Annotated in this window: 1 protein-coding gene; it reads left to right on the top strand. The window is 39.9% G+C overall.

Going from position 1 to position 681, the window contains the following annotated elements; all coding sequences use genetic code 11:
- Positions 1-141 precede the first annotated feature (141 nt).
- Positions 142-561: an IS200/IS605 family transposase gene (gene tnpA, locus ACTNDQ_RS15410; protein ID WP_158360322.1), complete on the top strand. Its 420-nt coding sequence runs from the start codon at positions 142-144 to the stop codon at positions 559-561.
- Positions 562-681: the final 120 nt, after the last annotated feature.

Genomic DNA, 681 nt, shown 5'->3' with positions numbered 1-681 from the left:
ATAAATGAAAGAGCTAATCCCCCAGCTATGCTGGGGCGAATAGTGTAGTAGTGACGTTGTAGAATGTATAATAAAGCCTCCTATGATACAATAGTAAAGGTGTCTCAAGCCAATACTAAAGAGAATAGGAGGCGGTCCAACGTGGACAGTAGTAGTTTATCACATACGAGGTATAAATGCCAGTATCATATAGTGTTTATACCAAAGTATAGAAAACGAATTATGTACGGAAGATTAAAAGCAGATGTAAGAGAAATAATAAAAAAACTGTGCGATTACCGGAACATAGAAATAGTAGAAGGTGCAGTATGCGCAGATCATGTACATTTGTGTTTAAGCATTCCGCCAAGCGAAAAAGTGTCAGATGTGGTAGGGTACATAAAAGGAAAAAGTGCATTAATGATACACGATAAATATCCGGAAAGTGTAAATGGATGGTCAAAAGCTTTTTGGGCCAGAGGATATTATGTCGCAACAGTAGGCAATATCACAGAAGATGCGGTAAAGGAATACATTCAGCAACAAAAAGAAGAATCGAAAAGAGAAGATACTAGAAGATAGCCTCTTTTAGAGGCCGGCCGGTATAAGTGCTTGAGGCATCCGCCTTTCAGGCGTTGCAGGCATAGGCCCCTTATAGGGGCATAATCAAACCACCAGTTGAACTGGTGGTTCATGACTTAG

Origin of the sequence: Blautia massiliensis (ex Liu et al. 2021) (genome assembly GCF_052064225.1) — a bacterium.
GTDB lineage: Bacteria > Bacillota > Clostridia > Lachnospirales > Lachnospiraceae > Blautia_A > Blautia_A fusiformis.
This window is presented reverse-complemented; position numbering and strand designations above follow the sequence as displayed.